The following is a 26,403-nucleotide window of genomic DNA, read 5'->3' on the forward strand; positions in this document are numbered from 1 at the left end:
ATCATCACCCACTCTAAATATGTGTAAGTGCTTCTATCTGGCCCTTTATTGTGTCCATATCATTGGAAGGCAGTTTACAACTATGGTTCTGGCATATGTGCACTGTTACCCTGCCATCCTTCATTTCCATATTCTTTGTATAAGCTGCAATATCTGATATTCTGTCTTTTCCGTTTCCATCTTTGAAAAGCAGTACTTTCCCGGGGATAAATCTCTCATTTATGAATTCTATTATATCTCTTGTATCAACACTTTCCAGCTCCCCGACAATGACTATTTCTAAGGATTCATTCATAGCCAGGTCCGCAGCAGACATGAACTGTGTATAACCCACCGGTGCAGAACTTACTTTGCTCGTAAAGGCCTTCATTGTTGTGTGGGCCATGTCCTCAAGTTTGGAATCAGCAGTTATCTTTGCCAGTTTCAAGAGATTCAGTATACACACGGAGTTTCCTGAAGGAATGGCGCCATCATATACTTCCTTGCTTCTGAATATGAGTTCTTCAGCTTCATCAGATGTATGGAAAAATCCTCCGTTCTCATTATCAATGAAATGGGCCATAATATAATTGTTAATCTTGAGTGCATGTTCCAGATACTTTTCTTTAAAGTTTGTCTGGTAGAGTTCTGTAAGTCCCCAAATGAAAAAGGCATAGTCCTCAAGGAATGCATCAATGGCAGCTTCCCCTTCACGATACCTGTGTTTCATTTTTCCATTATTATCTGTCATTTTGGTAATGAAAAAATCTGCTGCATTTTCGGCTATTTTTACGTATTCTATTTCACTAAAAGCCTGTGCAGCTTTACAGAGTGCAACTATCGCAAGTCCGTTCCAGTCAGTGAGTATTTTGTCATCCTTTAAAGGATGAATGCGTTTTTCCCGTGCATTGAACAGTTTTCTTCTGGATTTCTCAATAGATATCATTATATCTTCCATGTGCTCAGATGTTGAAGATGTGATTTCATTCATGCTTTTTGTCATGTGGGGGATGTTTTTTCCGGTGAGCACTTTTGTGTGTTCCTCAACAAAGTTTCCCTTTGGTTTAATGTTGAAAAGATCGCTGAAAAGAACACTATCATCTTTTCCAAGTATGTCTTCCAACTGTTCAGTTGTCCATAGGTAAAATTTCCCTTCTTCTCCTTCACTATCGGCGTCTTCAGCTGAGTAGAATCCACCTTCCTTTGAAAGCATATATCTTTTGAGGTAAGTCAGTATCTCCTTTGCAGTGTTTCCGTATTCCGGGTTTCCGGTCACTTGATACGTTTCTGCGAGGGCGACTATCATTAAAGCCTGGTCATATAACATTTTCTCGAAATGGGGCACAAGCCACTGCCTGTCTGTAGAATAACGATGAAATCCAAAACCGATCTGGTCGTAAATACCACCCATGAGCATTGCGTCCAGGGTTCTTTCAACCATTTCCAGTGCATTTGGATTGCCGGTTCTTTTCCAGTATCTCAGAAGAAAAGTGAGATGGTGGGGGGTAGGAAATTTGGGTGCTCTTCCGAAACCTGCATATTCGCCGTCAAAGCTTCCTTGTATCTGCTGGAATGCCATGTGCAGCACCTTTTCATCGATATTGGTACCATGATCCTGTTTTCCGTAAGCTGATACCGCGGAAGTGATTGCTTCAGAACTATCGATAAGTTCACTTCTTTTATTTGCCCAGAGGTCTCTTATGGCCGGGACCAGATCTAACATTCCCGGCATACCTTGCCGGCTTTCCCTGGGGATATAGGTGGCTGCATAAAATGGTTTTTTTTCCGGTGTCATAAGGATTGTTAGTGGCCAACCTCCTCTTCCGGTAAGTGCCTGGCAGACCGACATATAAATATTATCAATATCCGGCCTCTCTTCCCGGTCGACTTTAACGCAGATGAACGACTCGTTCAAAAATTGTGCAACATTATTATTTTCAAATGACTCTTTCTCCATCACATGACACCAATGGCATGTGGAATAGCCTATTGACAGGAATATTGGCTTGTCGTTTTTCATTGCAATTTCAAAGGCTTCTTGTCCCCATGGGTACCAGTCTACCGGGTTATGGGCATGTTGTAGCAGGTAAGGACTTTTTTCTCCAATTAACCTGTTCTTTTGTTTAGGAACTTTATCTTCGTCTTTTGTCAATATGTCACTCCCAACTTCGAGCTTATTTTTGAATACAAGGATATATTCAATTAAATCCTGAAATACTCTCTCATGAAGTTGCCTGTAATTTGTGTTTCTTGTTTGCATCAACTTCCTAAAGTCAATATATTATAATAATGATGAGAATTGATTATTTTAAATGTTCTATAAGATATTTATGGGCTTAAAAAGAGACTAATAGGAGCAAATAAATACTTTAATAAGGCAAAGAAGCTTAAATTTAAATTATTTTGACGTAATTTCTATGGAGTATTTGAATTATATTTTTCATTGTATAAAGATTTATATGCAGTCATTTTAATGGTAACATATAAATTGTTTTAAAGAGCATTATATTCCATGAAAGCTGTCATTCTTGCAGCCGGCGAAGGTAAAAGATGCCGGCCTCTCACACTTACCAGGTCAAAGGTCATGCTTCCAGTGGCAAACAAGCCAATCCTCGAGCACGTAATCAATGCTCTGGTTAAAAACGATATTAAGGAAATCGTACTGGTAGTAGGGTACAAAAAAGAGCGTATAATGGACTATTTTGAAGACGGTATTAATTTTGGTGTCAAAATCAAGTACGTTGAACAAAAAGCACAAATTGGAACCGCGCATGCCATTCTCCAGGCACGGCAAATAATTGGTGAGGATGAAGGGAAATTTATAGTTGTTAATGGTGACAACATAATAGGACAGGATACAATATCTGCCCTGATAAACGGATCAGAAGGCGACGCAACAATTCTTGTATGCAAAAAGGATGATGTCAGCAATTGTGGAGTAATTGTTGCAAAAGGAAAGGATGTTAAGGAAATAATTGAAAAGCCAAAGACCCTTGTAAGTCATCTGATAAACACAGGTATCTATCTTTTAACGCAGGATATATTTGATCTGATCGAAAAAACGCAAATATCCACCGCCGGCGAATATGCCATTACTGATACACTCCAGTCTATGATAAATGCTGGAATGAATGTGACTATGGCAATGACCAATACGGAATGGCTTGATGCCGTTTACTCCTGGAACCTACTCGAAGCAAACAGCATCGTTCTTGGCGATCTGGAATCTGATATCAGCAAAGGAAAAGTTGAAGATGGTGTAAACATCAAGGGCAGTGTGTCAATTGGGAAGAACACTACCATAAGAGCAGGTTCATACATAGTGGGGCCGGTGGTTATTGGCGATAATTGCGATATCGGACCGAATGTTGTTATCCTTCCTTCCACAAGCATTGGAAATAATGTATCAATTGGGGCATTCTCCTATATCAAGAACAGCATACTTATGACTGATATACGTGTCAGCACCCATAGTAACGTGTCTAGTTCTGTTATCGGGAGCAATGTTTCAACTGGTCCTAACTTCCTCACTGAAGAAGGCAAAGATTTGTTAGTAAAAATTGAGAAAGAGCTACACAGTGCAGAAAAACTCGGGACAGTCATAGGGGACGATGTTGAAATTGGTGGAAATGTGCTTGTACGTGCAGGAAACCTAATCTCGGCAAACAGTCGCATCAGTTCGGGCAAAACAATATCTGAAGATGTTCCGACAAATTCAGTTGTAATTTAGGTACAGGGTGGTTATAATGTGCGGAATAGTTGGATATATTGGAAGTGAACAGGCAGTACCTATTTTAATTGATTCACTCAAGACATTGGAATACAGGGGGTATGATTCAGCCGGTGTTACAGTTTATAATGGAAAACTTGAAACATACAAAGTTGCAGGGAGAATAATGGAACTTGAAAAAGTTCTCCCTATAGATACTCCTGGAAATGTTGGTATTGGGCACACTAGGTGGGCAACACACGGTAAGCCTGAAACCAGAAATGCACATCCTCACCTGTCATCCAATGTATCAGTGGTTCATAATGGGATCATTGAAAATTATATGGTACTCAAGGAAAGGCTCATAGGTCTTGGTTATGAGTTCAAGTCTGATACAGATACTGAAGTTATTGCACATCTTTTGCATTTCAACATGAATCATGATGGTGGAAAACACCTTCTTGACGGGCTAACAGAGACAATAAAGGAACTTGAAGGTTCATATGCAATTGCTGCTATGTGTGAAGAAGAGCCAGATATAATTGCTTTTGCCAGAAAGGACAGTCCTCTGGTAATTGGAATTGGGAAAGGTAGCAATTATGCAGCATCTGATGTGACTGCTTTTTTAAAGCACACAAGGGAAGTCATCTTTATCAGTGACAATGAGGTGGGGCTTCTAAGGTCGGATTCATTTGAGATATTCGATCTTAATGGGAACAGCGTCTCCAGAGATATAGAAATCATAGAATGGAATCTTGAAGCTGCTGAAAAAGCAGGTTATGAACATTTCATGCTCAAAGAGATACATGAACAACCTACTTCAATCCGGAATACCTTTGCAGGGAAATTATCCGAAATAGAGGGAACCGTTACGCTGGACGAACTTTACCTCCAACCAGAAGAGGTTAAAAGGCTTAAAAGAGCTACTATTATAGCCTGTGGTACTTCATGGAATGCAGGCATACTTGGCAAATACCTCTTTGAAAAACTTGCAGGTATCCATACTGATATTGAAACAGCATCAGAGTTCAGGTACAGTAATCCTATTCTATGTGGGGAAGAACTTACAATTGCAATAACTCAATCTGGTGAAACAGCAGATACTCTGGCTGCGGTAAGGAGCTCAACTTCATACGGATGTCGTAGTATTGCAATCACAAACGTTGTTGGAAGTACTATCACAAGAGAATCTGATAGTGTACTCTATACCAGGGCAGGACCTGAGATAGGAGTTGCAGCAACTAAGACCTTTACAGCACAGTTGCTTGTGCTCTATATGCTTGCTATCAATCTTGGAAGAACACGCGGAGTTATTAGTGCAGCCGAAGCAAAGGATCTTATTGCTGGAATTAAGCGTCTTCCAGGGCAGATACAGAAAGTACTCGACAGGAAGGATGCAATAAACGAATGTGCCATACAGTTTGCAGACAAGAGGGACTATTTCTTCATCGGACGCTATCTCAATTATCCTGTAGCCCTTGAAGGAGCCCTTAAGCTAAAAGAAATATCATACATACATGCTGAAGGATATGCAGCAGGCGAACTCAAGCATGGTCCTCTGGCGCTCATTACAGATGAGACTCCGGTGGTTGCAATAGCCACAAAGGGACACACATACGAGAAAATACTTAGCAACATCAAGGAAGTAAAGGCACGTAATGCTACTGTTATTGCAGTTGCAAATGATGATGACACTGAGATTGAAAAGTATGTGGATGTTGTTATCAGGGTGCCTTCTTCACATGAGTTGCTTGCACCGGTACTTTCGTCTGTAGCTCTGCAGTTGCTTTCGTACTATACTGCATTGGCGAGGGATTGCTCCATCGATAAACCGAGGAACCTTGCAAAAAGTGTAACTGTTGAATGATTTTTTAATGAGAGGATGTCGAATGAAGTTATTTGGTTCTTCAGGTATTCGTGGACTTGCAAATGTAGAAGTCACCGTAGACCTGGCATTGAAAGTAGGAATGGCTCTTGGAAAGTCAAAAAAGACAGCAGTCATTGGAAGAGACCCTCGCGTAGCCGGAGAAATGATAGAACTTGCAGTTATTTCAGGCTTGATGTCAGCGGGATGTGATGTAATCCGTGTCGGTCTTGTTACCACACCTACGCTTGCATATGCAGCACGTAATTATGACTGTGGAGTGATGATTACTGCATCACACAATCCTGCCCCGGATGTTGGTATTAAATTATGGAACTCTGATGGGATGGCATTTGACTCTGTTCAGCAGGAAGAGATAGAGAACATTATTGAGAAAGAGGATTTTGTCTATGTGTCATGGAACATGGTAGGTAAGATCTCCATATATGAGAATGCTGTAAGGGATCATATAGACATGATACGAAGCCACTCTACCGGTGCGCCGATCCGTGTTGTTATTGATTGCGGAGGCGGTGCCGGCGGGACTATCACTCCTTTCCTTTTGCGGGAAATGGGATGTGAGGTCATTACGCTGAACTCCCAGCTCGATGGGCATTTCCCGGCACGCAATCCCGAACCCAATGACAAGAATCTCTGGATGCTGAAAAAAGCAGTAAAGGAATTTGAAGCTGAGCTTGGTATAGGGCATGATGGGGATGCTGACAGGATGATGGCTGTGGATGAGAATGGAATTTTCTTGTCTGGTGACGAAATGCTTGCCATATTTGCACGATATGAATGCAAGGAAAATGCAACGGTAGTAGTTCCTGTAGACACATCAATGATAGTTGATGACGCACTTCCAGGTTCAACTGTTATTCACACGAAGGTCGGCGATGTATACGTAGCTGAGGAAATGAAGAAACTTAAGGCTGATTTTGGAGGGGAACCTTCAGGAAGCTGGATATTTCCACGAATATCCTATTGCCCTGATGGGATCTATGCCGCAGCCCTGCTTGTGGACATTGTGAAAGAAAAAAAGCTCTCACTCCTAAGGGATGAATTGCCAAAGTATCCAACACTCAGAAGCACGGTAGTCTGCGATAACTCTAAAAAAGCAAAGGTTATGGAAGCTATCAGCTCAAAGCTTGCCACCATGGGTGATGTTTCAAACATTGATGGTATCAGGGTTGATATGGAGGATGGCTGGGTACTTGTTAGGCCATCGGGAACAGAGGCAAAGATAAGGATTACAGCAGAAGCCCGGAAGAATGTGGAAGAACTACATGCGAAGGTTGAGCATATCGTACAGGGGTGCCTCTGATGAAAGTAGTTATACTTGCTGCCGGTGAAGGCACACGCATGAGACCGCTGACTGCATCTAAGCCAAAGGTAATGCTTCCCATTGCGAATAAACCCATGATGGAACATACTATTAATGCTGCTGTGGGGGCTGGAGTCAAAGATTTCCTGATTGTAACCGGTTACCGGGAAGATGCAATCATGGATTACTTCAAGGATGGCAGTGAATTTGGAATCAGTGTTGAGTATGTGCATCAAGAAGAACATCTGGGAACTGCTAATGCCATAGGTTATGCAAAGGAGTTTGTGGAAGGTCACTTCATTGTACTTAATGGGGATATGCTTGTAAGCACGGAACACATCAGCCATCTGGTGTCCCGGACAGAAGATGCCATTATCAGTGTAAAGGAAGTGGAAAATCCTTCTCAGTTCGGCGTAATTGAAACTGATGAGGAAAAGGTTATCAGGATAGTCGAGAAACCAAAGAACCCGCCTACAAATCTTGCAAATGCCGGAATTTATCTTTTTGATGAGGTTATTTTTGATTATATTGACAGAACAGGGAAATCAAAGAGGGGGGAATATGAAATAACCGACTCCTTGCAAATGATGATAGATGATGGCTGCAGCGTTGGTTATGACCTTCTGGAAACTGAATGGATAGATATCGGCAGACCTTGGGATATGCTGGATGCTAATAAGGTGCTGCTTGAGAATATTGATAACACACGGGAAGGGACTATTGAGCCTTATGCAACTCTACACGGAAATGTGAAAGTTGGAAATAATACCATTGTCAGAAACGGTGCTTACATTGTTGGCCCGGTTATTATTGGTGATAACTGCGACATCGGACCCAATTGTTTCATCAGAGCTTCAACTGCAATTGGTAATGATGTCCACATCGGTAATGCTGTTGAAGTCAAGAACAGTATAATTATGGATGGCACAAAGATAGGACATCTCAGTTATCTTGGTGACAGTGTCATAGGTGCAGCCTGTAATTTCGGTGCCGGAACAAAAGTAGCAAACCTGCGACACGACAACAAGAATGTAAAAACCATGGTGAAAGGTGAGATCGTGGACACCGGACGCAGAAAACTTGGTGTGATCATGGGAGATGATGTTCATACTGGTATCAATACCAGTATCAACATTGGTGCTGTTATGGAGCCGGGAAGTTCTACAATGCCCGGTGAGGTAGTGACCCATAAAAGGAAAACTAATTAAGGCTCATTACCATCGTAATCCCGGAGATTCGGATGAACTTAAATATCGAGATGCAAAAACTCAAGGAACTGGCAAGAGAAGCAGCAGACAAAATTGAGAAATATGAACATGTCCGTATCATCTCTCACAACGATGCAGACGGCCTGACATCTGCAGGAATCATCTGTCAGGCGCTGATGAGAAAAGGCATCCATTTTCATGTAAGCATCGTGCCACGTCTTGATAAATCTGTAGTGGACATGGTAAAAGAAACTGCATCAGACGGTGATCTTGTACTGTTCTGCGACATGGGCAGCGGGCAGTCCGATATTATATCCGAGATCAAACAGGATATAGTTGTACTTGACCACCACGTTCCGGTGGGTGAGACTCCTGCAAAGGTCTTTGTGAATCCTCATCTTGTGGGAATTGACGGAGCTATGCATATATCAGGTTCTGGAGTTACTTTTTTTGTGGCAATGGAAATGGAACCTGCAAATGTTGATCTGGCAGGACTTGCCATTGCAGGTGCTGTGGGTGATAAGCAGCTTTTTAACACCCTTAACGGTCACATACTTGAAGAGGCTGTGAATGCTGAAGTGGTTTCTGTAAAGAAGGGACTTAAGGTCGGCGATGGTGACCTTGCTAAGGTGCTTGAATACACACCAGAACCTTACCTGGATATAACCGGGGATAGTGAAAAAATAGAGCAATTTTTGGATTTTCTTGGTATTAGCGGAAATATTGAAGACCTGAATCCTGATCATACTAAAAGTCTGACATCAGCTATCGCGCTTAAACTTGCAAAGAACGCCAGTCCTGAAGCTGTCGATGCTGCAATTGGTGACCTCTACATCCTGAACAAGGAAATAGTACACAATGTCTATGACCTTGTTGCAATATTGAACACCTGTGGCAAGGCTGAAAAAGGGGGTATGGGACTGTCAATTTGTATGAAAGATAAAACACATCTGGAAGAAGCCATAGATATGACAATATCCCATCAGATATCTATTGTTGAGAATATCAAGAAAGGTATGGATATGGTGAAGCAGGGTAATAGCATAGGTTACCTGATAGGGGAAGATATGGAATCCACTGGCATGATTGCCAGTACATTTGTCAGGTATGTAAATCCAGAAATGCCTTTTATTGCTGTAAATCAGGTAGAGGGTCTTGTAAAGGTTTCTGCAAGAGGCACCCGTGCACTTGTGGAAAAAGGACTCGACCTGTCATTTGCACTCCGCGAAGCTGCAAAGCTTGTTGGTGGCGAAGGCGGTGGGCACAATGTGGCATCCGGTGCATCGATTCCTCCGGGAACTGCTGAGCAGTTCATTGCCAAAGTTGACGAGATAGTTGCAGAGCAACTCCCAAAGCAGGGGAAAGCTGAATGAAGATTGAAACAACTATCGAGTTTAAGGATGAAGGTGGCATGAATGTAGCAAAGAGGATTGTCAATTCACTGGCTCCTGATAACATGACAAACATGCATACTGAAATTAAAGAGGATAGTGTGTGTATTCATATCACGACTGAGAAGATAACATCACTTATAGCTACAGTTGATGATCTCATGATGAATGCAAAACTTGCAGAAGAGATTGCTGAAGACCTCGGTGAATAAGATTTCTAATCCTCGTTTTTCTTTTTATTCCCACAGATGCCTGTTACTATCAATAAGATTATTCTGCTCCTCAATCCTTGAGCGCTGATAAATAAGCGCTGCTGGATGGTATATTTTAAGAAGTGTGTATTTTCCGTTGACTATCCTTGGGACTCCCCACTCTAGTTTCTCCCCATCACAAAAAGCTTTCTCTGCCGTGTTTCCCAGCAGAATTATAACTTTAGGGTCAAGGAGTTCTATCTGTGCCTGAAGAAATGGTTTGCAGGCATTTATTTCACTTTTAAGAGGATTGCGATTTTTAGGGGGACGACATTTTATAGTGTTTATGACTGCGTAATCATCCCCGGAGAGTCCCATATAATCGATCATACCATCAAGGTTCTTGCCAGCCCTGCCACAAAACGGGATGCCTGTTTCATCTTCATTTTTCCCAGGTGCCTCTCCGACAAAAACCACCCTGGGATTTCTGGAGCCTTTGCTGATTACTCTGTTTGTAACAGTTTCATGTAGTTGGCAGTCAGTACACTCAACAATCTCTTTTTCAATACCTTCAAATCCCTGCTTTACAAGTTCACTCACTGTTCGGATTGCCATGTACACACCTGTCAACTATAGTTACATCAGTTCAATAAATAATTTAAGAATGTTCTTGTTTTTCTGCCTGCAATGCTTCCATAAAACGTATCTGTTCTGAAATAAAAGTATTGTAAGGGGTATCAATACCCAGTTTTTTTGCCCTTGTCACTATGGCACCGTTGAGGAACTCAATCTCAGTCTTTCTTCCTGACGAGATATCCTGGAGCATTGATGAATGGTGTTCTGCTGTATTTGGCAGCTGGAAATTACGCAGAAATTCAAGGTATTCATCTGCTGTTCTCCATGGAAGGGGAACACCTTCAGCTTTTGTTACCATGCAAGCTTCCTTTACAATATTCTTAATTATACTCCATGCATGTTCGTTTTTCTCTTTGCCGTATGGGACGCCCATAACAGCACCAAGAGGATTGAGGGCTGAATTGTACAGAACCTTTGACCAGACAGAACTCATGATGTTCTCTGTTCCTGTAACCTGGAGACCTGCACTTTTTATCAGTTCTACAAGCTGGAGTACATTGTCATCAATTCCTGAGGGGAATCTTCCAAGGTTCATAGGCCCCGTTTCCACGGAAACATGTATCTGTGCATCACCTGCCCATTCAAAGCCTGTGATTATAGTGCCACCAATCACTTTATCGGTATATCTGGCGATAATCTCCTCGTTTCCAATACCGTTCTGCATGCTGATTACTTCTCTGCCTTTGATAACATCAGAGAACTGTTCACATATGGACTCGGTTGCAGTGGACTTGGAAGTGATGAATATATAATTGTAATCTTCCTCTGGCACATCTTCAGAGCAACTGAAAGTACAGGTGGATTTTCCCCAGAGGCCTGTCATCTTGAAACCTGCATCCTTTATCCTGTTAGCATGTCTCTGGCGGCAGACTGCGTGTACGTCACAAACTGAAGATAGTTTTGCAGCAAGGCTCAGACCTACTGCTCCTGCACCTAGTATCAGGACTTTCATAGAGCACCTCATTTCTGGCTTAGATGTTTTTTACCGTTAAAAGAATAACTCTTGGTTAACAGCCAACTAAGAGAAGCTCTTAATTAGCAAAAGATACATCATGCATAAAGTAACCAGACGCAGAAAAACATTTGTTAAAAGCAGGTGTAGCTGCTTACTTATCATAATCATACAGAGGAATGGAAATCTATGGAAGCAAAGAAAAGAGATGAATGCTGCCCGGCGGATAAACCGGAAGGTGTCGGAAGTGTAATGAATTTCAAATTCAGGCTGGAGTGTTCACTGAAGACAAGTGCCGATGCAACACAGGCTGTAGATGTTATTGACGAATATATACACGAGGCAAATCATAGCGTTCTGGCCAAAGGTGCACCGGAAGGACAGGGTGCAAAGGTCACAGGTTGGAGGGTTGAGGGTGACAGGATCAAGCTCATCATCGAGTCAGGTAGGCATGTTCGTGTACACGATGCACTGCTCCGTATGAGGAAACCACTTGCTGGAAAGCTTGGGAAAGAGTTTAAGATCGGTATCCGTGGAATAGAGGTTGAATCATATACTATTGAAGTACCTTCCGAAAAGGAACTTCCTGCAATGAAGATTCCCTATGTCAGTGAGATGACATATGAGGATGGGATCATTAAATTGGTGCTTGATGTTGATGAGGCTGCAATGTCAAACCGTGTGCCTGACCGAATACTTTCCCTGATGGAAGATAAACTGGAGCAGGGGGAATACGGCGGTAAAACAGAACACTGGCATGTACTCTGGCAGAGTGAAAAAAAGGAACATACGTTCACAGAAGACCCTACCAAAGCTATGATGGAGGCTGGCTGGCTTAAGAGAGGTGCCAGCAGGGGACAGTGGATACACGGTCCTCAGTCCACAAGGATGTTCAGGACTTTTGAGAAGATAGTGCTTGACGAACTGCTTGAACCATTGGAGTACAGGGAAATGATCTTCCCAAAGCTTGTACCATGGGAAGTCTGGCAGAAATCCGGGCATGCTAAGGGTGTCTATCCTGAAATATATTATGTGTGCCCTCCAAAGACGAGAGATCCTGAGTTCTGGGAAGAAGTAATTGACCATTATAAAGTAACTCTTGAGGTTCCAACAGCCCTTATCAAGGAGAAGATCGGTGACCCTATTGGTGGAATGTGTTATGCGCAGTGTCCTCCATTCTGGACATACCTTCAGGGAGAGACAATACCAACTGACGAGTTCCCAATAAAGGTGTTCGACAGGTCCGGAACCTCACACAGATATGAGAGTGGTGGAATCCATGGCATGGAGCGCGTGGATGAGTTCCACAGGATCGAGATTCTCTGGGTAGGAAACAAGGAACAGGTTATCAAAACCGCAAACGAGCTTCATGAAAAATACATGTACATTTTCAACGAGCTCCTTGATCTCGAATGGAGAAAAGCATGGGTCACACCATGGTTCATGGCACAGGAAGGACTTACAGGAGTTTCTGAGCAGACCGAGGCCGGCACAACCGACTATGAAGCTGTACTGCCTTACCGCGGCGAAGACGGAGAATGGCTGGAATTCCAGAATGTCAGTGTGAACGGTAACAAGTATCCATCAGGTTTCAATGTAAAATGTCAGTCAGGTGAAGAACTCTGGTCCGGATGTTCCGGTGTTGGACTGGAAAGGTGGGCATCAGCTTTCTTTGCACAGAAAGGTCTGGATCCTGCTAACTGGCCTGAAGAATTCAGAAGAAGAGTAGGGGATATGCCAGCAGGTATCAGATTCCTCTGATTATTTTTAAAAATTTCGAGAGGGTTAATTCCCTCTGTATATTTTTAAATATCTAGTACATTACTTTTGTGAAACCGCCTATCTGTTTCTTACAGATACTTGCGTGAACATCTTCATCTTTGATCAATTGTTCCAGGTCAGTCAGAAAATCAGTGACATCCTCTTCATTAGGAAGCAATTCTTTAATGATGTCCGAATTAGTGTTTTTCATGTCCTTGTAAACATTCATTGCCAGGATCTCATACTTCATTATGGACCTGAACATTTCTTGGTTTGCCATTCCGTCAAAATTAAATATGTGCTTTGGAAGTCCTGGTGGAGCTTCTTCTGGAATGGTAATGTTTGCTTTAATAAGCCACTTTTTCATAATATCTCCATGTCTGTCAGAGTCATGTGATAATGTTTCAAGTGCAGCCACGTTATCATCCATCATCTCTATGCGTCCTTCCCAGGTGCCGAGTTGCTCCATTTCAGCTTCTATCCAGTACATTCGCTGGAGCGTTTTCTCAAGGGTTACTTTATTTTTGATTGCTGGCAAAATTATTCCTCATATTTATTATAGTCATTTTTATATTTATCTCTTTTGAAATACCTGGCGATGATTATTTATAATCATATATTCTTTTAGTAGTCCTACAATAATACTGGAGTATTACTTATTACTCCTTTTACGGAGGGATCTCTATTAGCGCAATTGCTTTGTTAAGTAGCGGCCTTGACTCTGTTACTGCGGTCACCATGGTCCTGCAGCAAATGGAAATCAAAATGGCTCTTATATTCAACTATGGCCAGCGTTCGGTGAAGCGTGAGATACAGAATGCAGTAAAGGTCTGTGAAAATCTTGGAATAGAATATAATGTCCTTGATATAACATGGATGAAAGGAATAACCAATACATCCCTTGTAAATACAGATGCAGAAGTCCCTTCTCTTAGCATGGATGAGATATCTGATGATGCAGATCCTTCTATTACCATAGAGTCTGCAAAAGCTGTATGGGTGCCGAACAGGAACGGTATTCTCATAAACATTGCAGCAGCATTTGCTGAAAGCATGAGTTGCGACTATGTGATTGTCGGTTTTAATAAAGAGGAAGCAGTAACCTTCCCGGACAATTCTGGAGAGTTTATCGCTGCCATTGATGATTCACTTTCCTATTCAACACAAAATGGTGTAAAAGTGTATGCACCACTTATTGGTATGGATAAAAAAGAGATAGTTGTCAAAGCCATGGAACTTAAAGCCCCTCTGGAATATAGCTGGAGTTGTTATCATGGTGCGGATGTGCCATGCGGTGAGTGTGAGAGCTGTACTAGAAGAAGAAGGGCATTTGAGGCAGCAGGCGTTAAAGATCCTCTTCTTGAAAGGCTTGGAAATAACAGGACTAATTGATTGGTGCAAATAATGGAATGTATAGTCCTTGATAAAAAAACAGATTATGACGGTAGCCAGATATCATCACTCTGGGCCTATAATTTTGCAGACATACAGTCAGACTCTATAATTGCCTTCAGGGGTGGTTGTGATGTTAAGATCGAACACATGATTGACCTTGAGGACAAAAAACATGGAGACATGATTTTCTCTACTGATATGATACACTTCATAGTAGAACACTTTGATTCAACAGACCTGAAACTTGTTTATGCAAGACAGCGTTTGTTCACTGCGATTGTAAAAGAGATACTTTCTGAATACCGTGCTGATATCATAAGAAATGGTGATGACCTTTTTGTGGACGATAAAAAGCTCACTGTATCCATAGCCAGCACATCGGCAGTTTCACAGAAGATCCATTTCGGGATCAATGTGGAACATGACTATTATGGCAGCCTTGAAGATCTTGGACTTGGCAGTGATGATGTGCAGGATTTGATGGAAAAGATTGCCAATCTTTACTATAATGACTTCCTCGATATTGAGAAAGACCTTCGCAAATCCAGGCCATTGGATGTGGTATGATGCAGGCATCAATCAGTGAGGTATTTTGTTCTGTGCAGGGAGAAGGTCCTTATGTGGGATACAGGCAGGCTTTTGTCCGTTTTACCGGATGCAACCTGAATTGTAATTATTGTGACACTCCTGTGGAAGTGACAAACGTTTGCAGGTATGAGGCGGTTCCGGGATCAAATGTATTTCTGGATATTGAAAACCCTCTTCTTCCTGCCAGGGTAGGCGAGATGGTAAATTCCTATCCGAGATTACATTCGGTGTCGCTTACAGGTGGTGAACCTCTTCTATGTGCGGAATTCATATCTTCGCTGATTACGGATGCTCCATTGTATCTTGAATCAAACATGACATTGCCTCGTATGGCTAAAAAAATAAAGGATAAAATTTCCTATGTTTCCGGTGATGTGAAGCTTCTTCCTCATTCATTACTTGAGGACCCGGAGTTGCATCTTGACAGGACAATTGAGTGCTTCAGAATCCTGAAGGCTACAAAGGCCAGGGATTGTTTCTGTAAGATCGTTGTGACTAAGGATACGCCAGTTGATGAGATTGAAGGTGTTGTTGGTGCTATATCGGGCTATATATCCAGCCTTATACTGCAGCCTGTTACACAGAAGGATATGCAACCGGAACCTGGCTGTCTGCTGAAACTGCAGAAGTCATTCCTTAATGATGTTAATACGAGAATAATACCACAAACCCACAAAATGTGGGGGTGCTTATGATGAAAATGAAACTTGGAATAATTGATTATATTGACAGTGCCCACTATCTTCCGGGGCATGAAACATGTGGAATCGTTCACGGCCACACTTATAAAACTGAAGTTGTGATCGAAGGCGAGAAAAAAGAATCTGGCATGGTTATGGACTTCTATGAGATCAAGAAAGTAATAAAAGAAGTTCTCAAAGAATATGATCATGTGCTTTTGAACAACATACTGGAGTTTCCGAGTGTTGAGAATCTGTGTGAGCATGTTCATGCAAAGCTGTCTTCACGGCTTGATTTCCCGATGTCTGTAAAGATGTGGGAAGGCGAAGGCAAGTGGTGTGAAATAAGTACCCTTTAAGTCAATCTATACAAAAGTATATCTAGTAGTTTCCCTTAAATTGAGCCGTGTTTATTGGAGCTGCTCAGAACCATAGGAGCTATAAATATGGAAACGGAAAATGAAAAAGACATTTGCGAAATAGAAATTTCCAGGGATGAAGATGTCAAGAGAATGATTTCACAGCATCCTTGTTATTCCAAAGAAGCCCAGCATAAGTTCGGCAGAATCCACCTTGCAGTAGCTCCGAAATGCAATATTCAGTGCAATTATTGTGATCGTAAGTTTGACTGCGTAAATGAGAGCAGACCCGGTGTTACCAGTGAAGTACTGAGCCCACAGGCTGCCCTTGAAAGAACAAAGCAGGTACTAAAGGATTATCCTTTCATTAAGGTAGTTGGTGTCGCAGGTCCCGGTGACCCTCTGGCCAACGATGCAACCTTTGAGACACTGGAACTCATCAAGAAAGAGTTCCCTGATGTGACTCTCTGTCTGAGTACCAACGGACTCGCACTGCCTGAGAGACTTCCTGATCTTTTGAGGGTAGGAGTCACTACATTGACAGTGACCATGAATGCAATTGATCCTGAGATCGAAGCTCAGTTGATAGGTCATATTTCCTATAAGGGGAAGATCTACAGAGGACTTGAAGCTGCCGAGATAATGGTGAAGAACCAGCTTGAGGGTATCAGGCTTGCCGTGGAAGCAGGTCTTGTGGTAAAGGTCAATACGGTGCTTGTTCCAGGCATCAACGATAAGCATATCATTGAGGTTGCCAAGAAGATCAATGAGCTTGGTGTCTTTATCATGAATGTGATGCCCCTTATTTGTCAGGCAAAGTTCGCTGACATGGAACCGCCAACGCCCGAAGAGTGCAAGGCTATTCAGAATGAATGTGAACCTTATGTACAGCAGATGAGACACTGCCGTCAGTGTCGTGCTGACGCAATCGGTCTGATTGGACAGGATCTTTCACAGATGAGTGAAGAGCGTAGAAATATTATTAAGCTTGATATGAAAAAGAAGATGGGTTCAGATGAAAAGGCTTAAGCCTTTTCACTGGAACATTATTTAGTAACTTACATAATTTACTATTAATTCTATTATCGTTATGCAGGTGTTTTTTTGAATATTGAAGAGCTTGCGGCAAATTTAAGGAACTTTGAAGGGGTCACCCGGAAAAAGCCAATCGCAGATATTGTGAGTATATTCGAAACAGTTCGTTCGGAGTACGGTGAGGTCATTGATGATTTCGGAGATGATGCTGCAGTTATTGACATTGGTACTGATGATGTGATACTCTTTGCAGCTGATGCTATCTGGGGAAAGATAGTCAATAAGAGTCCCTGGTGGACAGGTTACACTTCAGTTGTTGTCAATGTGAATGATATATCGGCGATGGGTGGTCGTCCTCTTGCCATGGTCAATGTCATGGCTTCCAGTGACCTGAAATCAACTGAAGAGATTATGAGAGGTATCCGGGATGGAATTAAGAAATTCGGTGTTCCTATGGTAGGTGGGCACATGCATCCTGACACTCCTTATAATTCACTTGCAGTATCAATTATAGGTATTGCTAAGAAAGACTGTGTGATTCGCAGCGACAGTGCAAAGCCCGGGGATGTTGTGATAGTTGCCTATGACATGGATGGCAGGGTAGGGCAGAATTCTCCTTACAGCTGGGATACAACTTCATTCAAGGAAGCTGCTGTTGTTCGAGAGCGTTTTATGGTCATGCAGGAGATAGGTGAAAAGAAACTGGTAACTGCCGGCAAGGATATCAGTAATCCAGGTACAATCGGCACTCTTGGTATGCTCTGTGAAGTGAGCAGGATGGGTGCTTCTGTGGACCTTCGAAAAATACCACGACCTGATGATGTTGACTTTGAGCAGTGGTTGAAGATATATCCTGCAACTGGTTATGTTGTTACTGCAAAAGCAGAGAATGCTTCTCAATGTGTTGAGGTATTTGAGAATGCTGGCCTTAAGGCTGCTGTTGTTGGTGAGATCAATGCTAGCCAAGTCATTGATATTTATGAAGACAGTGGCAAAGCAATTGTATTCGATCTCAGAAATGATACAATAACTGGAATTTGAAAGGACCGGCCACAGAGCCTGTGCGCTTTCATTTCTATTTTTCAATCGCTGTTGATCCAAGCCTGTAGTTCTTCATGCAGGTACTTTTCAGCAGCCTGTACTTCTTCCAGGATTCCCCTGAGAACGATTAATTCCCTTTCGTCGGCCTCTACTATTTTGACATTCAATTTCCTTCCAAGAGGTTCAAGATCGAATTCCTCTACGAGATCGTAGATAATGTATGAAGGAGTCCCAGGTGGTATTATAAGATCATATAGGTCTTCAAGATTCTGCTCTTCAGGTCTTGCTTCTTTTTTGTTCTTTGATTTTTGAAGATCTTCAAGTTGTAGTTTCTTTGCCAATGTAATCACCGTCTATTCTGGTTTGATAGTGGAATACACATAAAAAGTAATCGCTGTGGTTTGCAGGGTTTAACTATTAATAGTGTTAGTTATAAAAATGGACATAGTTGAAATGTGGTAAAAACCACATGTGACATCCGGAGGGAATGAATGAGATTAATCGATTTATCAGAGGCAAAGGGGCAGATAAGGGTTGAGTTTGGTGGATGTAACATGAAATGTCCTTATTGTGTCCATATACACCAGTCTGTGAAAGAGTGGACTGTTGATGAGATTGTGGAATATGCCAGCAAGTCTACAACAGAGAATGTTTATCTTGGAGGTGCTGAGCCTACTCTTCAAAAAGATCTTCTGCCTCTAATAGAGGAATTACAGAGAATAGGCAAGAGTATAATACTAAAATCAAATGGTATGAAGCCTGATGTGCTTGAAAGTGTCCTTCCGTTGGTGCATGGTTTTGTACTTGAGGTCAAGACGGCAAATGATGATATCAAGGGCATCATGGAGCTTACGGGGATGTCAGAGCAGCGCAGCATAAAGTATGTGAATCTCCTAAAAGAGTCCCTGGTCATTGCTAAGAAAAAGTGGCTGAGGGTCTGGATAAGGGTCATACCTGAATATGTGAATGAGGATACTCTGCTACGTATAATGCCTGATTTAAAGGGTGCTTCTGAGGTAATGTTGTACCAGTTCATGAGCAATCCTGAGTTTGACGATCCTTTCATGGGCCATGATAACCCGACGCCTTCATGGACAGAGATGAAAAAGCTTGGGGAAATCGTGGCAAAAGTGATTCCAACAGTGAGAATTGTTGGAGAGAGAGGCCAGATATTGTTGCAGGAACAATGATGTTGGTGATATTGCAATGTGTCTGAAGGTATTTGAGATTCTTTTGTTCTCAAATACATCTGCATGATAACCAATAGGATTAAAAACAGTGTGATGTATGATACATAACAGAATTTTATTCAATTCAAGCCTATTATAGGGGATACTATTAATGCAGAAATATAAATTAAAGCGTGGTTATACACCTGATATGGATAGGATCTATGAATGCATGACTGAGATCTTTCCAAGTGAGGTCAAGAAGGAAGATGACAAATTCGTTACTTCTTATGGTGTTCTTTCCAGCCTGACGGTTTGGATAGAAGACAAGAGGATGGCTGTTGATACGGTGTCTGATACTACTTTAACGGATGATGAACTTATACTTGACTCTAATAAACGTTTCAGAGATTTCCTTTTACAGTCTACAGGCTACACCGCAAAGGAACGTTTGAAGCAGGCAAAGAAGGATGTTTCCAAGTAAATTTCCTTTATTCTTTTACTAATGCCAGGGATTACTAGCATGGGATTTCTCGAAAAACTGAAGAGCTTTGATATTCCCACATGCCTGAGGGTGTGCGCAGGAACTGACGGTTCGGTTACTTTCCTGCTTGAGATCATGACTAAATATCCTACTGCCGTTGTTACGGAGTGCCAGCATATCATTCCTGCAGATGAACACATGGCAGATATCTTCGGGGTGGATGTGGGCGCAGACATAAATGAGCGCGTGGTCACTCTCACAGCAGGTGATGTCCCGTATGTATATGCAAAATCCCTGTCAGCTATTGAGAAGATACCTGAAGGTGTCCGTTGTGACATGATGAAAGCTGATATCCCCATAGGCAGGATACTGCGTGACCATGATATTGAGACTCGCAGGGACTTCGAGGGCATTGATATACTCGAGAATGAGTCACTTTTCGGAGTTAAAAAAGTTCTTTCACGTTCTTATCGCATAGTCCATCACAACGGTGTCCTTATGTGGATCAATGAGAAATTCCCGGTTGATGACCGCTGGTGCTTATAAATCAATGTTCTTCCAACCGAAAACTTATTAATCGAGTCTGTGTATTAAGGGAAAGCACCCCAATACATCTTGTGTGCCTCGGTGGCTTAGGGGTATAGCGCGTCCTTGGTAAGGACGAGGTCGTGGGTTCAAATCCCACCCGAGGCTCTTAATTCTAATTCTTAAGCCGACAGGTTTAGATATAGCATTCTACTGTTTTATTTGTAATCAAGTCTAAATCTCAAAAAGGAATTTATGGATATTTGAGTCCTCTTTATTTTTAAGCAAAGTTCTGTTTTAAAAAATTGACCGGTTGAATTACTGCGTAAATCAACCTTTTAGTAAACGGTTGATGTGTCAATACGGCTGTTCGCCGCATTCACACAAGACGAAGGGATTACCTGAAAGGTAGGTATTTATAATTATTCTGTGACAGTTTATTCCTCTACAGTTTCCAACATATTCTGTTCTCTTTCATCCCATACGCCGTCGATGATCGCGAATACAACATTACTGTTGTATAATGTCATCTCTATTGTGTGGTTGGTTACTACTTGGGTGACCATCTGGTCTGTCCTGTTACCGTAACCTCCGTGGCTGCTGGTGAACGTGTAAGTGAGGGTATGTTGTGAAGGATATTCGGTGTCGGAATGGTAGTCTTCAAAGGCTAAGTTTGAACCATCGAAATTGTATGTAGGTGCATTCATGATCCACTCCTTGGCAATCACTTTTGCTTCGTCCTCAGATATTGACATGGCATAGCTCCTCAGATCAGTCAATGCATCATTTATTTCCTGCAGATTGGCAGGCATGTAATCATTGAAGTATGGATCTATCTTTACAGTCTTAGTCATTCCGTCCTGAGTCACTGTGATTTCTGCAATTCCGGTGTCAACTACAAGTGGCTGTCCTTTCTGTGGTTCATAGAGTTCTTGCATCCCGGTAAAACCATTATTTCTTAGAAGATCAAGCAAGTTGTTGCGAGTTTCCTCGTCAATTGGTTTGATGTATCTGGCTGTCAGTTCATTATCATAGTTGTAGTAGCTCAGATTAACCGTTGTAGAGTTAACAACAAGTTCCCCCATCGCCATCTCAGCTGGGGAGAATGCTCCGTATGTCAAAAGGGTGATGATAGCGTCATCGGATATCTCTGGTGTATTATTTTGTTCTTCTGTACATCCCGCACTGAGAATAACAAGTGCCAGAAGGAATACTATTATAATTCGTTTCATAAAATTCTCCATAATTGTTAATCTGTTCAAGTTTATGATTGTTGCTGGCCTGTCAGCTATTGTGTGGTAATGTAAGTTAACTTATTAAATAATTGTCTAAACTTCAAATTGAGTTGTAGTTATGGTTTTGGGGAAAAATGGTTGGGGAGGCGTTATTGGTCTAAAATGGATTCTAAGTGATTGTAATTGAGTATTGATATGAAAAATCGTATTGCAAATTGACTCTAGCACACACGCTTTCATCGTGTACCTATAAGGGAACCTTCCAGAAAAGCCATGGGCACCGCGAAGCGGCGCGAGTGCTGGGTAGATTGGGTTTTAAAATATAATCTTCATAATCTAGAAACGCTATCGGTTGTTTTCTGGAAAGAAAAATATCACGATTTTTACAGTCCCGAGAATCCAGCAGCTCCACCGGAAACAATACAGGGTTACTTGCTTAATAAAACAACAAAATAATTTCCGATTAGTCAAACTAATATGAAAATTTCTTCCGCAAATGAGCAGTATGTCAGAAAATCAGATTTAGTATCTAAATAAAAAAGGGTTTTTAAAAATGCTGTTGGAAGCATTTCCTTTACTTGGCAGTTTAGGCAATATTATTAGAGTTTATTTCATAAAAGCATCTACTTTCCGCATTAAATCATCTGTAATTGTTTTTTCGATATCAGCGGCTATAGAATGTGCTTCATCATCTGTCTTTGCACTAGCAAAGGCAGTTTGGAAATTAGTTCTTATACTAATCTCTTCAGCTTCTGATGTTGATATTTTTGCCTTTGCAGACAGCATTGAAATACGATTCCAATTATAATACATGATTTTTCCAGAGTCCATTATAAAATCACCAGATTCTATTTAGGTAAACTTAATATTTCAACTTCTGCCTTCCTTTATTATGGGTAACTGGAAACCCGGTTTATTTTATTCATCTGGCTATCCAAGCTGTTTATTCTTGCATAGCTATGGCTATTAGAATACACGGCTATGCCTCATTGTGTTATGATTTGACCTACAGCAATCTTACGAACAACACCAAGTTCTTTAAGAGTCTTATATAGTCGGTTAGAAATCAGCACAAACACGAAATTGATATTATAAAACAGAATGAACTTGACCTATATTCAATCGATATTGGTCTGCTCGTTAATCTCTTCAAAACAAACGTCTATTAAAAAAGCGGAGTGAAAGATCACTCCAGGATTATCTCGTTCTGCGGTTCCCATGCAGGCTGGTTTATGGAAAGGAGCACAAGGTCAACATCTCCTGTATTCTTGATGTATTGCTTTGCGTTTGCAGGTACGAGGACAAGTTGCCCTTTTTTCAGTTCAAATGGTACATCTTCTATGTAGAGCATACCTTCGCCCTCAAGAACATAATATGTTTCGGGGTTCTTCATAATGAGGGAATCAAGGGTAGCACCTGTTTTAACTGTAAAATGTGCAATGCTGTAATCCATGTCCATATCCATTTCAACTCTATTCGGGTTGATCAGATTTCTAACGGTTGCATCTCCGAAGTAGTTGATATCTTCAATGTCTTCAAGGTTTTTGTTATAGACGTAGTCATCTACGTAAAAGCCTGAATGGACAAGGTATGTCTGGTTACCGATAGAAGTTATCTTGGTGAATGTGCACTTCTTTGAAGGTTCTGTTTCGCCTGGTTTTGGCCAGTCATAATTGACCCATCCCTCGCCCTCTTCGCTTAAAGCAGTGTCTATGAGCATCCTGCCTAACGGTTTCCCATTATAATCTTTAAGATCGCTCACGTTCTCGCCCTCACCGCTTACTTTAGGAGGGAAGACAACACGTATTCCTTCAGTTTTCCAGACGGTGATGTAGGAATCATTATGATACCACTGGCTGTCCTTTTCTCGGAAATCATCAAATGCCAGCTCTCCTTTTTCATTCATGAGGTCAATAGCAGCATTGACCAGTGACATCCTATTCTCTTTCTGGGCTAAGAGTTCGTTCTGTTCATTTTCATTTATTTTTTCTTCTTGTTCAGTAATAACTATTTTTTCTGACTGTATGCAACCAGCAACAGCCAGCAAGAGAACAGTAATTAACATAACACAAAGTAGTTTTTTAAAAATATTCATAACGTCTCACCTGTCAAATTAAAATTAAAATGCTAAACTGTCAGTTTCCACCTGATACAGTTCATCCGGCTTATCTTCAACAGTTCTAAGCTGGATTCATCAGGATATTTCTAAAGCTCAAATTAGTACAATCAGTATTGAATTTCTGTTGTTCTATTTTAGTTCTATGTTTCGCATAAAGGGGGTGATTGTATTTGAGCCGCTAAGTTCTGCTAAACACTTATTATATCAAATAGTCTATATTAATCAATACTATATTTATTTTGTTAATGATTTCAATGATTAAGATTGTAGGGTATGGAGTACAGTGCTTCTTTAGTAAAGACGAGATGTCAAATCCACACAAGGATAAGAGATTAAAGAATGAGATGTTCAATGACTGCGTTCTTCATAAGTTCCTTAAGCGTTAAGCCGCTTAATCACAATTACAGGGTAGGTGCTTTTAATAACTTTCAGCTTTTAGTTCCAAAACAGGTTGCTGCAGAAAAAGAAAAGTTAAAGTGCCTGCAAAGCAGGCATCTGGATATTTTAACTGCAAGAGGAATCAAAATCGAATCCCAGCAGGAAAGTACCTTTCCCGTGGAGACACTCAAGTCCCATTTTTCCCTTCAGATATTCATCGCTTGGCGTGGATGGTGATGCGAGGACTACATTGCATACCTTATCTACACACTCTACCTCTTTACAGGGTTTTGGAGGTAATACAACAATCAGCGGATTTGTCTTGGAATTCATTCCTTTTAAGACGCTTGTGTCATATATGACAATGTTACCGATCAATAATTTATCCTTGCAGGATTTCATTTCCTCAAGTTTAGCTTCATCGTCAAGGTTCTGGCCTACAATACGATCGCCGTGCATTAGTATAACACTTGGTCCTTCAGGCCAGTTAAAATCCATATTTGTGGTGAAAGCGAAGATCACATTATTTTTCAGGACCGCTTTTACACCTTTATTATCACCCCTGCCAAGTCCCATCAGGGTCATCTCATCAGCCTTCTTCTCAAGTTCCCTGACAATTTCCTGATCATCTTCATTGAGTAAATAGGTAGTTTCTACACCCTTTATATGGACAATAGCATTTCTTACATTGTTAATGATTTCATCATGTTCCATGTATACTCCCCTTCCCTGATAATGCGCAGTTGAAGCCTTACAGCAACCCAAATACCTCATACAATTGTTGTATGAAGTTCAGTTCTATCTAAAAGCACTGGATCCTATTAGTATCTATAAATAGGCAAGGACATAAAGAATACTGGCCAACCCAATTCCCATAAATGCAAACAGTGCCATGTACAATAGAATTTCTAGATCTGCGTCCATTATATATATTGATGCCACTTTCAGTTATGAACTTGATGCTCTTTTTTAAAAATAGTTACTAAAAAGTATAGAGTGTTGCTGGTAGTCGAGTGTTTGAGAGAGATTGATAGATCATTGAATCACCGGTGTGTGAATCTCAACACATTTCCAACATCGCATTCGTACGGTAGATGCAACTGCAAAAAGGTTTTAGTGGTTTTCGGTCATTTAGTGAGTATGGTCTGCATGTTTGTTTTTTGGCCTGAACATGATATTCTATAAATAAATGCCTATGGGTCGATATCATTCTCTTCATATTCCTTGATGTTCTCCAGAATATCCCGTTCCATTTCTTCCTGGGTATTGCCCGAATCCCACAGAAAATTCGGAATTCCCCAGGATTTTCTTTCCATTTGTTGTTTTCTGAAATATTCACCACTAGCATTAACAAAGCCTAACAATATTCCAAGTCCCATGAAAACGTACACTATGGTAAAGATCTTCCCCAGGTCAGTAGCAGGTACGAAATCCCCAAAACCGATGGTTGTCAGGGTCATCACAGAAAAATATAATGAATCAAGCCACCTCCATCCTTCTATTGAATGATAGGCGACAGTTCCGAAAGCCAGTGTCAGTATAACGAGCATAAAAAAGTTTCTGAACTCCGGCTGCCTGAGCATTTTAAAGAGTGAACCGAGTGATATGAAGAATGTTACAATAACTGGAATCATGATTCTCCTATTACTCAATCTTTCTTCATCTGCAAATACTATTCGCTATTCTTTTTCAATGATGTCAGTTAAATGAAAGGTATGGATTAATTATCACAATTTAATGTTATTTTATTGTAAATCTTAATTCAGTCTAATGATTACGAAAATTATTATTTTGTAAAATTTAGACTCTTAGTGAACCACGAAACCCCCTAACATCATAGTAAGATGGTGCACTATTGTGATACACGAAGACATGTTCATAGCGGCGATCAGCAAAGAGGGCACCGCCAAGTTTTCTAATATCAGAAGGTGTTTTCACCCAGCTCGACGTTTTAGTATCGAAATTTCCAAGTTTCTGCAATTCCCGATATTGTTCTTCCGTTAAAAGCTCAATACCCATGGCACCTGCCATATCAATAGCGTTATTTTCTGGTTTATGTTCTTTCCTTGACTCCAGTGCTTCACGGTCGTAACAAACATTTCTGCGGTCTTTAGGACTTTCAGCTGAACAATCATAAAAAATGTATTCGCCTGTTTTGTCATCATGACCAACAACATCCGGTTCACCGCCAGTTCTCTCCATTTCATTGAGTGACCACATTTTTCCAGTATTATCTTCCAGCTTTGCTTGTACTTTAGTCCATTCAAGACCTTTGTGGTGGTTCATGTTTTTCTCAAAACGGGTTTTCAACGCTCGGAGTAGTTCTTCACGTTGTTCTGATGACAACTCCTTTTTATTGCTATCAATGTTGTTCATACTC

Annotated in this window: 28 protein-coding genes and 1 tRNA gene; 18 read left to right on the forward strand and 11 right to left on the reverse strand. The window is 41.2% G+C overall.

All coding sequences use genetic code 11. From position 1 onward, the window contains the following. Positions 1-13: 13 nt before the first annotated feature. A complete protein-coding gene (locus tag QZZ23_RS05240) occupies positions 14-2,131 on the reverse strand; it encodes a thioredoxin domain-containing protein (protein ID WP_292467480.1) in 2,118 nt (705 codons plus the stop codon). A gap of 360 nt (positions 2,132-2,491) precedes the next feature. Between QZZ23_RS05240 and glmU (QZZ23_RS05245) the strand changes: the two genes are divergently transcribed. From glmU (QZZ23_RS05245) to QZZ23_RS05270, 6 genes are read left to right on the forward strand one after another with little or no spacing between them, the layout of a single operon-like run. Beyond that, positions 2,492-3,709 (forward strand): bifunctional sugar-1-phosphate nucleotidylyltransferase/acetyltransferase, encoded by a 1,218-nt coding sequence (glmU, locus tag QZZ23_RS05245; RefSeq protein WP_292467482.1) that lies wholly within the window; start codon positions 2,492-2,494, stop codon positions 3,707-3,709. 16 nt (positions 3,710-3,725) lie between these two features. Further along, positions 3,726-5,555, forward strand: coding sequence for a glutamine--fructose-6-phosphate transaminase (isomerizing) (gene glmS, locus QZZ23_RS05250; protein WP_292467485.1), 1,830 nt, complete (start codon positions 3,726-3,728; stop codon positions 5,553-5,555). Positions 5,556-5,577: 22 nt separating this feature from the next. Next, the gene (glmM, locus tag QZZ23_RS05255) at positions 5,578-6,876 is read left to right on the forward strand and encodes a phosphoglucosamine mutase (protein WP_292467487.1); all 1,299 of its coding nucleotides are present in this window, start codon (positions 5,578-5,580) and stop codon (positions 6,874-6,876) included. Then, positions 6,876-8,084: a bifunctional sugar-1-phosphate nucleotidylyltransferase/acetyltransferase gene (gene glmU, locus QZZ23_RS05260; protein WP_292467489.1), complete on the forward strand. Its 1,209-nt coding sequence runs from the start codon at positions 6,876-6,878 to the stop codon at positions 8,082-8,084. Before glmM ends, glmU (QZZ23_RS05260) begins: the two co-directional genes overlap by 1 nt. 32 nt (positions 8,085-8,116) lie before the next feature. Beyond that, on the forward strand, positions 8,117-9,457 hold the full coding sequence (locus QZZ23_RS05265) for a DHH family phosphoesterase (RefSeq protein WP_292467492.1): 1,341 nt from the start codon (positions 8,117-8,119) through the stop codon (positions 9,455-9,457). After that, positions 9,454-9,687 (forward strand): KEOPS complex subunit Pcc1, encoded by a 234-nt coding sequence (locus tag QZZ23_RS05270; protein WP_292467494.1) that lies wholly within the window; start codon positions 9,454-9,456, stop codon positions 9,685-9,687. The genes QZZ23_RS05265 and QZZ23_RS05270 overlap by 4 nt, the downstream gene beginning before the upstream one ends. Before the next feature lie 24 nt (positions 9,688-9,711). Here the strand turns inward: QZZ23_RS05270 and QZZ23_RS05275 are convergent, their stop codons facing one another. Together QZZ23_RS05275 and QZZ23_RS05280 are read right to left on the reverse strand one after the other, a co-directional pair. Next, entirely contained in the window at positions 9,712-10,281 is a 570-nt protein-coding gene (locus tag QZZ23_RS05275; protein ID WP_292467496.1) for a uracil-DNA glycosylase, read from the reverse strand. 43 nt (positions 10,282-10,324) lie between these two features. After that, positions 10,325-11,254 (reverse strand): ketopantoate reductase family protein, encoded by a 930-nt coding sequence (locus QZZ23_RS05280; protein WP_292467498.1) that lies wholly within the window; start codon positions 11,252-11,254, stop codon positions 10,325-10,327. Positions 11,255-11,506: 252 nt separating this feature from the next. Here QZZ23_RS05280 and QZZ23_RS05285 point away from each other — a divergent pair, with 252 nt between their 5' ends. Then, complete coding sequence (locus QZZ23_RS05285; protein WP_292467773.1) at positions 11,507-13,015, forward strand: serine--tRNA ligase; 1,509 nt, start codon at positions 11,507-11,509, stop codon at positions 13,013-13,015. A 52-nt stretch (positions 13,016-13,067) separates the two neighbouring features. Here the strand turns inward: QZZ23_RS05285 and QZZ23_RS05290 are convergent, their stop codons facing one another. Further along, complete coding sequence (locus QZZ23_RS05290; RefSeq protein ID WP_292467500.1) at positions 13,068-13,553, reverse strand: hypothetical protein; 486 nt, start codon at positions 13,551-13,553, stop codon at positions 13,068-13,070. Positions 13,554-13,699: 146 nt separating this feature from the next. Here QZZ23_RS05290 and queC point away from each other — a divergent pair, with 146 nt between their 5' ends. The 6 genes from queC to QZZ23_RS05320 all read left to right on the forward strand — a co-directional run bounded on the left by queC (position 13,700) and on the right by QZZ23_RS05320 (position 18,113). Continuing rightward, entirely contained in the window at positions 13,700-14,407 is a 708-nt protein-coding gene (gene queC / locus QZZ23_RS05295; protein ID WP_292467775.1) for a 7-cyano-7-deazaguanine synthase QueC, read from the forward strand. A 12-nt stretch (positions 14,408-14,419) separates the two neighbouring features. Continuing rightward, the gene (locus QZZ23_RS05300; RefSeq protein WP_292467502.1) at positions 14,420-14,977 is read left to right on the forward strand and encodes a DUF366 family protein; all 558 of its coding nucleotides are present in this window, start codon (positions 14,420-14,422) and stop codon (positions 14,975-14,977) included. Then, a complete protein-coding gene (locus QZZ23_RS05305) occupies positions 14,977-15,693 on the forward strand; it encodes a 7-carboxy-7-deazaguanine synthase QueE (protein WP_292467504.1) in 717 nt (238 codons plus the stop codon). Before QZZ23_RS05300 ends, QZZ23_RS05305 begins: the two co-directional genes overlap by 1 nt. Further along, complete coding sequence (gene queD / locus QZZ23_RS05310) at positions 15,690-16,037, forward strand: 6-carboxytetrahydropterin synthase QueD (RefSeq protein ID WP_292467505.1); 348 nt, start codon at positions 15,690-15,692, stop codon at positions 16,035-16,037. Before QZZ23_RS05305 ends, queD begins: the two co-directional genes overlap by 4 nt. Before the next feature lie 87 nt (positions 16,038-16,124). Then, complete coding sequence (gene nifB / locus QZZ23_RS05315; protein ID WP_292467507.1) at positions 16,125-17,066, forward strand: nitrogenase cofactor biosynthesis protein NifB; 942 nt, start codon at positions 16,125-16,127, stop codon at positions 17,064-17,066. Between the two features lie 75 nt (positions 17,067-17,141). Further along, on the forward strand, positions 17,142-18,113 hold the full coding sequence (locus QZZ23_RS05320) for a methanogenesis marker 2 protein (protein WP_292467509.1): 972 nt from the start codon (positions 17,142-17,144) through the stop codon (positions 18,111-18,113). Positions 18,114-18,154: 41 nt separating this feature from the next. On the opposite strand, the gene QZZ23_RS05325 is transcribed toward QZZ23_RS05320, so the two are convergent. After that, on the reverse strand, positions 18,155-18,454 hold the full coding sequence (locus QZZ23_RS05325) for a hypothetical protein (protein WP_292467511.1): 300 nt from the start codon (positions 18,452-18,454) through the stop codon (positions 18,155-18,157). Positions 18,455-18,604: 150 nt separating this feature from the next. Between QZZ23_RS05325 and QZZ23_RS05330 the strand changes: the two genes are divergently transcribed. From QZZ23_RS05330 to QZZ23_RS05345, 4 genes are all read left to right on the forward strand, one after another. Continuing rightward, a complete protein-coding gene (locus QZZ23_RS05330) occupies positions 18,605-19,303 on the forward strand; it encodes a radical SAM protein (protein ID WP_292467513.1) in 699 nt (232 codons plus the stop codon). Between the two features lie 151 nt (positions 19,304-19,454). Continuing rightward, positions 19,455-19,766, forward strand: a complete 312-nt coding sequence (locus QZZ23_RS05335) for a DUF5611 family protein (RefSeq protein WP_292467516.1) — start codon at positions 19,455-19,457, stop codon at positions 19,764-19,766. 39 nt (positions 19,767-19,805) lie between these two features. Then, positions 19,806-20,312, forward strand: a complete 507-nt coding sequence (locus QZZ23_RS05340; protein ID WP_292467518.1) for a chorismate pyruvate-lyase family protein — start codon at positions 19,806-19,808, stop codon at positions 20,310-20,312. A 75-nt stretch (positions 20,313-20,387) separates the two neighbouring features. Further along, positions 20,388-20,459, forward strand: a tRNA-Thr gene (locus tag QZZ23_RS05345). Positions 20,460-20,728: 269 nt separating this feature from the next. Here QZZ23_RS05345 and QZZ23_RS05350 read toward each other — a convergent pair. The 3 genes from QZZ23_RS05350 to QZZ23_RS05360 form a co-directional block, all read right to left on the reverse strand. Then, positions 20,729-21,523, reverse strand: a complete 795-nt coding sequence (locus tag QZZ23_RS05350; protein ID WP_292467519.1) for a hypothetical protein — start codon at positions 21,521-21,523, stop codon at positions 20,729-20,731. Between the two features lie 609 nt (positions 21,524-22,132). Next, entirely contained in the window at positions 22,133-22,357 is a 225-nt protein-coding gene (locus QZZ23_RS05355; RefSeq protein WP_292467521.1) for a hypothetical protein, read from the reverse strand. Between the two features lie 355 nt (positions 22,358-22,712). After that, complete coding sequence (locus QZZ23_RS05360) at positions 22,713-23,621, reverse strand: cache domain-containing protein (protein ID WP_292467522.1); 909 nt, start codon at positions 23,619-23,621, stop codon at positions 22,713-22,715. A 269-nt stretch (positions 23,622-23,890) separates the two neighbouring features. On the opposite strand from QZZ23_RS05360, the gene QZZ23_RS05365 reads away from it, so the two are divergent. Next, positions 23,891-24,031 carry a hypothetical protein gene (locus tag QZZ23_RS05365; RefSeq protein WP_292467523.1) on the forward strand — a complete coding sequence of 47 codons (141 nt, stop codon included), beginning with the start codon at positions 23,891-23,893 and terminating at the stop codon, positions 24,029-24,031. Between the two features lie 118 nt (positions 24,032-24,149). Here the strand turns inward: QZZ23_RS05365 and QZZ23_RS05370 are convergent, their stop codons facing one another. The 3 genes from QZZ23_RS05370 to QZZ23_RS05380 all read right to left on the reverse strand — a co-directional run bounded on the left by QZZ23_RS05370 (position 24,150) and on the right by QZZ23_RS05380 (position 26,399). Next, positions 24,150-24,737 (reverse strand): hypothetical protein, encoded by a 588-nt coding sequence (locus QZZ23_RS05370; RefSeq protein WP_292467525.1) that lies wholly within the window; start codon positions 24,735-24,737, stop codon positions 24,150-24,152. A gap of 479 nt (positions 24,738-25,216) precedes the next feature. Beyond that, positions 25,217-25,675: a potassium channel family protein gene (locus QZZ23_RS05375; RefSeq protein WP_292467527.1), complete on the reverse strand. Its 459-nt coding sequence runs from the start codon at positions 25,673-25,675 to the stop codon at positions 25,217-25,219. Between the two features lie 148 nt (positions 25,676-25,823). Further along, the gene (locus QZZ23_RS05380) at positions 25,824-26,399 is read right to left on the reverse strand and encodes a DUF4256 domain-containing protein (protein ID WP_292467529.1); all 576 of its coding nucleotides are present in this window, start codon (positions 26,397-26,399) and stop codon (positions 25,824-25,826) included. Between the last annotated feature and the right edge of the window lie 4 nt (positions 26,400-26,403).

Origin of the sequence: Methanolobus sp. (assembly GCF_016278385.1) — an archaeon.
Lineage (GTDB): Archaea > Halobacteriota > Methanosarcinia > Methanosarcinales > Methanosarcinaceae > Methanolobus.

Bases quoted from the DNA above. Each gene is read 5' to 3' on its own strand.
- glmU (WP_292467482.1), top strand. From the start codon at position 2,492: ATGAAAGCTGTCATTCTTGCAGCCGGCGAAGGTAAAAGATGCCGGCCT.
- glmS (WP_292467485.1), top strand. From the start codon at position 3,726: ATGTGCGGAATAGTTGGATATATTGGAAGTGAACAGGCAGTACCTATT.
- glmM (WP_292467487.1), top strand. From the start codon at position 5,578: ATGAAGTTATTTGGTTCTTCAGGTATTCGTGGACTTGCAAATGTAGAA.
- glmU (WP_292467489.1), top strand. From the start codon at position 6,876: ATGAAAGTAGTTATACTTGCTGCCGGTGAAGGCACACGCATGAGACCG.
- QZZ23_RS05265 (WP_292467492.1), top strand. From the start codon at position 8,117: ATGAACTTAAATATCGAGATGCAAAAACTCAAGGAACTGGCAAGAGAA.
- QZZ23_RS05270 (WP_292467494.1), top strand. From the start codon at position 9,454: ATGAAGATTGAAACAACTATCGAGTTTAAGGATGAAGGTGGCATGAAT.
- QZZ23_RS05275 (WP_292467496.1), bottom strand. From the start codon at position 10,281: ATGGCAATCCGAACAGTGAGTGAACTTGTAAAGCAGGGATTTGAAGGT.
- QZZ23_RS05280 (WP_292467498.1), bottom strand. From the start codon at position 11,254: ATGAAAGTCCTGATACTAGGTGCAGGAGCAGTAGGTCTGAGCCTTGCT.
- QZZ23_RS05285 (WP_292467773.1), top strand. From the start codon at position 11,507: ATGAATTTCAAATTCAGGCTGGAGTGTTCACTGAAGACAAGTGCCGAT.
- QZZ23_RS05300 (WP_292467502.1), top strand. From the start codon at position 14,420: ATGGAATGTATAGTCCTTGATAAAAAAACAGATTATGACGGTAGCCAG.
- QZZ23_RS05305 (WP_292467504.1), top strand. From the start codon at position 14,977: ATGCAGGCATCAATCAGTGAGGTATTTTGTTCTGTGCAGGGAGAAGGT.
- queD (WP_292467505.1), top strand. From the start codon at position 15,690: ATGATGAAAATGAAACTTGGAATAATTGATTATATTGACAGTGCCCAC.
- nifB (WP_292467507.1), top strand. From the start codon at position 16,125: ATGGAAACGGAAAATGAAAAAGACATTTGCGAAATAGAAATTTCCAGG.
- QZZ23_RS05330 (WP_292467513.1), top strand. From the start codon at position 18,605: ATGAGATTAATCGATTTATCAGAGGCAAAGGGGCAGATAAGGGTTGAG.
- QZZ23_RS05335 (WP_292467516.1), top strand. From the start codon at position 19,455: ATGCAGAAATATAAATTAAAGCGTGGTTATACACCTGATATGGATAGG.
- QZZ23_RS05340 (WP_292467518.1), top strand. From the start codon at position 19,806: ATGGGATTTCTCGAAAAACTGAAGAGCTTTGATATTCCCACATGCCTG.
- QZZ23_RS05350 (WP_292467519.1), bottom strand. From the start codon at position 21,523: ATGAAACGAATTATAATAGTATTCCTTCTGGCACTTGTTATTCTCAGT.
- QZZ23_RS05355 (WP_292467521.1), bottom strand. From the start codon at position 22,357: ATGGACTCTGGAAAAATCATGTATTATAATTGGAATCGTATTTCAATG.
- QZZ23_RS05360 (WP_292467522.1), bottom strand. From the start codon at position 23,621: ATGAATATTTTTAAAAAACTACTTTGTGTTATGTTAATTACTGTTCTC.
- QZZ23_RS05365 (WP_292467523.1), top strand. From the start codon at position 23,891: ATGATTTCAATGATTAAGATTGTAGGGTATGGAGTACAGTGCTTCTTT.
- QZZ23_RS05370 (WP_292467525.1), bottom strand. From the start codon at position 24,737: ATGGAACATGATGAAATCATTAACAATGTAAGAAATGCTATTGTCCAT.
- QZZ23_RS05380 (WP_292467529.1), bottom strand. From the start codon at position 26,399: ATGAACAACATTGATAGCAATAAAAAGGAGTTGTCATCAGAACAACGT.